Raw genomic sequence first — 4,420 nt, 5'->3', positions numbered from 1 at the left:
CGGGGTCGGTGACGCCGGCGAGGCCACCAACGAAGTCGTTGCTGGCGTCCACGTGAACGAGCGGGATGTTGTAGCTGCCCCGGAACAGGGCGACGACCTGCTCCGCCTCGCCCAACCGCATCAGGCCGTGGTCGACGAACACGCAGGTCAGCTGGTCGCCGATCGCCTCGTGGATGAGAACGGCGGCGACGGCGCTGTCGACCCCGCCGGACAGGCCGCAGATCACCTTTCCGCTGCCGACCTGTGCGCGGATGTCGGCGATTTTCGCCTGGCGGTAGCTCGCCATCGACCAGTCGCCGGTGCAGCCGCAGACGTGACGGACGAAGTTGGCGAGCAGCTTGCCCCCGTCGGGCGTGTGCACGACCTCCGGGTGGAACATCATCGAATAGCGCCTGCTGTCCTCGTTGGTGGCGATCGCGAACGGCGCACCCTCGGATACGGCGACGACCTCGAAGCCCGGCGCGAGCGCTTCGACGCGGTCGCCGTGACTCATCCACACCTGATGCTTCTCGCCGATACGCCACAGGCCATCGAACAGGGCCGAGGGCGCGACGATGTCGATGAAGGCGCGGCCGAATTCCTTCTGGTCGGAGGTCACGACCTTGCCGCCGAGCTGCTGGTGCAGCGTCTGCTGGCCGTAGCAGATGCCGAGCAACGGGATGCCGCTGTCGAACATGACCTGCGGCGCGCGCGGGCTGTCAGCGGCGGTGACGGAGGCGGGGCCGCCCGAGAAGATGACGCCCTTGGGCTGGAGCCGCTCGAACGCCGCCTCGGCGGCGTTGAACGGCGCGATCTCGCAATAGACCCCGGCCTCGCGAACCCGGCGGGCGATGAGCTGCGTCACCTGGCTGCCGAAGTCGACGATGAGGATCGATTCTGTTGGCTTGACCGTCATGGCGGGCGGATAGGCAGCATCCGCCCGCCAGTAAAGCCGCGCGGTCGCCTAGTAGCGGGTGTAGCCGTACGGCCCGCTATTATCCCGATCCTGGTAATATTGACCCTGATCGTAGGGACTCTGACCATAGGGCTGCGCATAGCCATAGGGCGCCGTGCCATAGGATCCGTAGGGACTATAGGCGCGCTGCGCCGGCTGGATGCTGACGTCCGTAACCGTGCCGCGGAAGTCGGTTCGACAGCGGAAGGTGAGGTCGGGCTGCTGGTTTCCGCCGAAGCCATAGGCACCGCTCGCGGCGACTCCGCGGACGGTGAAGCCGCCGTCGTCGCGCGGATCGACGCGGCTGATTCCAAGCACGCGGCCGCCATTGCCGTTGCCATAAGTCGAATAGCCGTAGCCGCCACTACCGCTGAGCCGCGCCTGTACCGCCGCCGTGCACTGGCTGACCATCGGCGACTGGTTGCCGTCATAGCCGCCGTAGCCATAACCGTAGCCCGGCGCATTACCCATCATCGGGCCGGCGCCATAGCCGTTGCCATAGGGATAATATTGCGCGGCTGCCGGCGCTGCAGACATCATCGCGGCCGCAACGACGGCGCCCGCCAGAACCTTTGACAGAGGCATCATGCACTCTCCTCGATACGCATTCCCGGCTCCGACGGAGTCAACGAGCCGGAACGGTTCGAGTTCTTATCATTACGGTCCTGCATCGAGCCTGAACCGCAACGTCTGCCGCCGTTCAGGCTCGCGGGTCACTGCGCCTGGTCGAGACCCGTGAAGTGACCGAGGAAGGCATAGACGTCCGAATATTCGTCGATGATCTTGGTGATCGGCTTGCCGCTGCCGTGGCCGGACCGAGTATCGATGCGAACGAGGTGCGGCGCCGTGCCGACGTCGGGCGTGTTCTGGAGCCGCGCGATATATTTGAACGTGTGCGCGGGGACGACGCGATCGTCGGTGTCGGCGGTGACCGCGATCAACGGCGGATAAGCCCGGCCGCCCTTGATGTTGTGATAGGGCGAATAAGCGAGAAGCGTCCTGAAGTCGGCCTCGACATCGGGATGGCCGTAGTCGTCGACCCAGTAACGGCCGGCGGTGAACTGGTCGAAACGCAGCATGTCCATCACGCCGACGCCCGGGCTGACCGCGTCGAACAGGTCCGGGCGCTGGTTGGTGACGGCGCCGATCAGCAGTCCGCCGTTCGAGCGGCCGATGATCGACAGGCCATGCGGCGATGAGATTCCGTTGGCCTTCAGATATTCGCCCGCCGCGATGAAATCGTCGAACACGTTCTGCTTGTGGGTGAGCCGGCCTGCGTCGTGCCAAGGATTGCCGTATTCGGCGCCGCCGCGGATATTGGCGAGCGCATAGACGCCGCCGCGCTCGATCCAGGCGACGTCGGGCGCGCTGAAGCTCGGCGTGATCGAGATGTTGAAGCCGCCATAACCGTAGAGCATCGTCGGCGCCGGGCCGGTTGTCCCCTTCTTGCGGACGATGAACAGGGGCACGCGAGTGCCGTCCTTGGACGTATAGAAGCGCTGCTCGATCGAGATCGAATTGGGGTCGAACGTCAGCTTCGGCTCAGCCCACGGGCTCGCCCGTCCATTCGACGCATCGTAGCGGTAGATCGTATTGGGCCGGTTGAAGCTGGTGAAGGCGAAGAACGTCTCCGGATCGGAGTCCTCGCCGCCGAAACCGCCCACGGTTCCCAGACCCGGCAAAGCAATCGTCGACAGCTTGTGCCCCGTGAGGCTGTAGAGTCCTGCTTCGCTCCTGGCATCGACGAGGTAGCTCGCGATCAGCTTGCCGCCGATCATGCTGACGCTGTCGAGGGCCTGCTTAGCCTCGGGAATGACGGTGACAGGCCGGGCCGGACGATCATATTCGACAGTCACAACCTGCTTGAGCGGTGCACCCTTGTCCGTCGAGAAGTAGAACCAGGGACCTCGATTGCCGACGTAACTCCACTGGTTCTTGAGGCCCGTGAAGACGGCGACCGGACGGCTCCCCGGCTTGCGCAGGTCGACGACATGGATGTCGTTCTCGTCGCCGGCCTCGCTGGTCGAGATGACCAGCCAATGCCCGTCGTCGCTGACCTGCGGATCATGGGTGAGCTTGGGACTCTTGGGCGTGGAGTAGACCAGCCGATCGGCGCTCTGCGGCGCGCCGAGCTTGTGGAAATAGATGCGATTGTTGAGCGTCGAGCCTTGATACTCGGCCTTGGTCGCCGGAGCCGGATAGCGCGAGTAATAGAATCCGCTGCCGTCCTTCGCCCAACTGACGCCGCCGCTGTACTTCAGCCACTTGAGCTCGTCCGAGTGGATCTTGCCGGTGGCGACGTCCATCACCCGGACGCTGCGCCAGTCGGTGCCGCCGTCCTGGATCGAGTAAGCGAGCAGGCGCCCGTCCTCGCTCGGAGTCCATTCGGCGAGCGCGGTGGCGCCGTCGGCCGACCAGCCGTTGGGGTCGATCAGCTGCCGGGGCTCGCCGTTGAGGCCGTCACGGACAAACAGCACTGCCTGGTTCTGGAGGCCGCTGTTGTGGGTGTAGAAATAATGGCCGGCCTTCTTCAGCGGCAGTCCGAACCGCTCGTAATTATAGAGCGCGGTCAGGCGCTGCTTGAACCAGTCGCGCAGCGGCAGGGTTGCAAGGAAGCGGTTGGTGACGGCATTTTCGGCATCGACCCAGCTCTTCACCTGAGGATCTGTGCGCACGTCATTCTCGAGCCAGCGATAGGGATCCGCGACCGGCACGCCGAAGTGGGTCTCGGTTACATCGACGGTGTGGGTCGGCGGATAGACGATGGCGGCGGGCGCCGTGGTGGCGGGATCGGCGGCCGCGCTCGTGGGTGCCGAACTCATCGCGACGACACCAGCCAGCAACGCACCAACGATCCTCCGCTCCATCGAATCCCTCCAGCGCGCATGAAAAAGGGCGCGGCCGTTGGGTAACAGCCGCGCCCCGGAATTCAATTGCCTAAAGAGACTTAAGCCGCCTCGAATTGCTCCTCGGTCATCACCGGACCGGAGTCCTGGCCCTTCGCGGCAACGTCGCGGTCGACGAACTCGATGATCGCGATCGGCGCTGCATCCGACAGGCGGATGCCGGCCTTGATGACGCGGGTGTAGCCGCCGTTGCGGTCGGCGTAGCGGGGAGCGATCACGTCGAACAGCTTGGTAAGCTGCGCATCGTCCATCAGCCGCGACTGAGCGAGGCGGCGGTTCGAGAGGCCACCGTGCTTGGCGAGCGTAACCAGCTTCTCGACGTAGGGGCGAAGCTCCTTCGCCTTGGCCGTAGTGGTGGTGATCTGCTCGTGCTTGATGAGCGCGGCCGCCATGTTGCGGAACAGAGCCGCACGGTGGCTTGAGGTGCGCTGAAGCTTACGTCCGCCAACACGATGGCGCATGGGTCATTCCTTTCAGTTCGTCGGGGGACCGTGCGAGGCATCCCCAGCCACGCAGCTCTTCGGGCGGCTGCGCAAAAGCCCTAAATGACAACGGCGAGCTGCTGAGCCCGCCGGACGCG

Annotated in this window: 4 protein-coding genes; all 4 read right to left on the bottom strand. The window is 65.0% G+C overall.

Features of this window, described 5'->3' with window-relative positions; translation table 11 throughout:
* Window positions 1–895: glutamine-hydrolyzing GMP synthase (gene guaA, locus JOZ79_RS04865; RefSeq protein WP_294071393.1), on the bottom strand; the 895-nt coding region annotated here is incomplete at its 3' end.
* Window positions 896–943: 48 nt separating this feature from the next.
* Window positions 944–1,522 (bottom strand): hypothetical protein, encoded by a 579-nt coding sequence (locus JOZ79_RS04860; protein ID WP_294071391.1) that lies wholly within the window; start codon window positions 1,520–1,522, stop codon window positions 944–946.
* Between the two features lie 125 nt (window positions 1,523–1,647).
* Complete coding sequence (locus tag JOZ79_RS04855) at window positions 1,648–3,801, bottom strand: prolyl oligopeptidase family serine peptidase (protein WP_294071389.1); 2,154 nt, start codon at window positions 3,799–3,801, stop codon at window positions 1,648–1,650.
* An 80-nt stretch (window positions 3,802–3,881) separates the two neighbouring features.
* Complete coding sequence (gene rplQ, locus JOZ79_RS04850; protein WP_294071387.1) at window positions 3,882–4,301, bottom strand: 50S ribosomal protein L17; 420 nt, start codon at window positions 4,299–4,301, stop codon at window positions 3,882–3,884.
* Between the last annotated feature and the right edge of the window lie 119 nt (window positions 4,302–4,420).

It is taken from the genome of Sphingomonas sp. (genome assembly GCF_019242355.1).
Lineage (GTDB): Bacteria > Pseudomonadota > Alphaproteobacteria > Sphingomonadales > Sphingomonadaceae > Sphingomicrobium.
This window is presented reverse-complemented; position numbering and strand designations above follow the sequence as displayed.

What these genes read in the sequence shown, in the direction of transcription:
- JOZ79_RS04860 (WP_294071391.1), bottom strand. Translation starts at nt 1,522, where the DNA reads ATGATGCCTCTGTCAAAGGTTCTGGCGGGCGCCGTCGTTGCGGCCGCG.
- JOZ79_RS04855 (WP_294071389.1), bottom strand. Translation starts at nt 3,801, where the DNA reads ATGGAGCGGAGGATCGTTGGTGCGTTGCTGGCTGGTGTCGTCGCGATG.
- rplQ (WP_294071387.1), bottom strand. Translation starts at nt 4,301, where the DNA reads ATGCGCCATCGTGTTGGCGGACGTAAGCTTCAGCGCACCTCAAGCCAC.